Consider the following 2,546-nt stretch of genomic DNA (forward strand, 5'->3'; position numbering starts at 1 on the left):
AGCGCCGATGGTACTGCACCCGAGAGAGTGTGGGAGAGTAGGACACCGCCGGACAACCATTCAACGGGAAGGCCCCGCACCACCAGGTGCGGGGCCTTCCCCACTTAAACCACACCCCGAACCGGCACCGGCACGCGGGCCGGCACGCGGGCCGGCACACCCGAGAACCCAGCCTGTGCTTACTACAGCCGGCACGCCACAGCGCGCCACCACACACCGGAGGAACTGGCCCCGCACCAGCCCAGGCTGTTCCGCATGTTCTCATCGTGCTTCGCGGTCTATGCGGACTCGACAAGGCGCGGTCAGGCCGGCCGGTGGAGTGGCGCGATGACGACCGGAGGAGAAGCTTCCGTCGATCCGGCTCTACTGGACCCTTCGGGGATGAACCACAGGGGAGGGCTGCCTGTCGGTGTAGATCCCGTTCGAGCAATGGCCCTCTTCATACCCACTCCCGGCGCCGCAATGGAGGCTCTTCCCCTCCGGGGCGCTGCACGAGTATCTGATTCACGCCGTTCAGCCCCCGCTCGAACCCGAGTGCACTCGATGCCATATACAGCCGCCATACCCGTGCGCGTCCCTCGCTTGTAAGGCGTACCGCTTCGTCCCAGTTCTTCTCGAGGTTGTGCACCCAGGCCCGAAGTGTCAGCCCGTAATGCCGGCGCAGCGCTTCAACGTCGAGCACCTCCAACCCCGCCGCCTCAAGGGCGCCGATCATGACGGTAAGGCTGAGCATCTCACCGTCCGGAAAGACGTAGCGGGGGATGAAGGAGTCTGGATCCGGTGGCATCTCACCTGCGTTCCAGGAGATCGCGTGATTGAGAAGGCGCCCGCCGGGACGCAGCACACTGTACAGATGGGACGCGTAATTGCTGATCTGGTCTCTGCCGACGTGCTCGGCCATGCCGATAGAGCTGATCGCATCGAACAACCCGTCGTGCACATCGCGGTAGTCCTGCACCCGAATGTCGATACGGTCGGCGAGGCCGGCGTCCGCCACTCGCTCCCGCCCGAGAGCCGCCTGCTCTTTAGAGAGGGTGACACCTACGACGTCGACTCCGTAGTTCTGAGCCGCGTGCAGCGCAAAGCTGCCCCAGCCGCAACCCACATCCAGCACCCGCATGCCTGGCCGAAGGCCGAGTTTGCGGCAGACAAGGTCAAGCTTCGCCTCCTGGGATGCGTCCAGGCCGACATCCTCGTTCTCCCAGACCGCGCAGGAGTAGACCATGGACGGTCCGAGCACGAGCGCGTAGAACTCGTTGCCCACGTCGTAATGGTGCGAAATAGCAGCAGCGTCCCGCTTCTTGGAGTGCTTCCGGCCGGCTCGGGTCACGTTCATCTCCTCTGGCGGAGGCGTGGGCGGAAGTCCCAGTGCACCGACACGTATGGCTGTCCGGACCAGTTTTGAACGCTCACCCAACGTTGGAGGGCGGAAAGCCTTCACCTCGGCGAACTTGCCCACGGAGCTGAGCGCCGAGAAGCTCTTGAAGAGGTCGCCGGGTCCGTCGATATCCCCGGCTACATAAGCGCGGCTCAGCCCGAGCTGATTCGGGGAACACAGTATCCGCCTCAATCCCCGCCGGGAACGGAACTCGATGACGGGGGCATCGGGGGGCCCTGCTTCTGATCCGTCCCACGCCCGCAGCCTCATCGGTATTTCTTCGGTGCCCAGGACGATGCCCAAGGCTTCGGCCAAGCGTGGTGCCAATCCCTTTTTCCTGCCCATGCCCCCTGTCTACTACGACTTGCTTGCGGGAACCAGAGGAGGCTCGAGGTGAGGGGACCGCGCGGTTACTGTCGCGCCGTCGATCGTCGCGCCGCACGTCAGCAAGGATTCGCGGTCCTAGAGAACCAGGAGAGGCGCCCGGCAGTCCGCTCTTCTGCTCGAGAGGCCCCGCCATCGTGCCGGCGCGCGCTACGGCTGCTCCCTATAGGCACGCGTCCCGGAGACCGCTCGGGTGCCATGTGTCTGTCTGGGCCGGAGTGGGCGATCCACTACCCGGGATGCCCGAAGCAGCGCCGCCAGGAAAGCGCCGGTGAGGGCTCGGGCGGCAGCGCAGGTACTGACGGCATTCGACGCATGGACCCGGCCGAACCCGAGGTGAGGGACAGCCGGCCCGGGATCTGTTGTCGGGGGTGCGGGGCTGGTGTGGGCTGATTTGCCTCGGAGGTGGAGCGGTCGTATAGTTATGTGGTTGCCCCGGTGAGGGTGACCAACCCCCTCCAATTTCAGTGGTCGGTTCGCGCGCTCTGATGCGGGATCGAATTAGGCCCTGTATTTGTGGTGGGATTGTTTTGTCGAATTCTTTTGCGGGCCTGTAGGGCACGGCGGGGGATTTGACAAGGGAAAAGAGAATGAAATAAGCTGTGAATGTAACGACGAGGGAAAACAAGCCGGACAGAGCGTGGAAGCGCGCGGCCTGCAAGTAATCGTTTGTTCCTGTTGTTTGAGAACTCAATAGTGTGCCAAGTTTGTTGATACCGATTGTTTTTTGATTGGTTGAATTTGCTGGTTGCCGTGCACCTCGGTGTGTGGTGGCTGGTTTTTT

Annotated in this window: 1 protein-coding gene; it reads right to left on the bottom strand. The window is 63.2% G+C overall.

Features of this window, described 5'->3' with window-relative positions; genetic code table 11:
* Window positions 1-439: 439 nt before the first annotated feature.
* The gene (locus ACX80J_RS16715) at window positions 440-1,723 is read right to left on the bottom strand and encodes a class I SAM-dependent methyltransferase (protein ID WP_459348558.1); all 1,284 of its coding nucleotides are present in this window, start codon (window positions 1,721-1,723) and stop codon (window positions 440-442) included.
* Window positions 1,724-2,546: the final 823 nt, after the last annotated feature.

This window comes from Arthrobacter rhamnosi, from assembly GCF_054510975.1.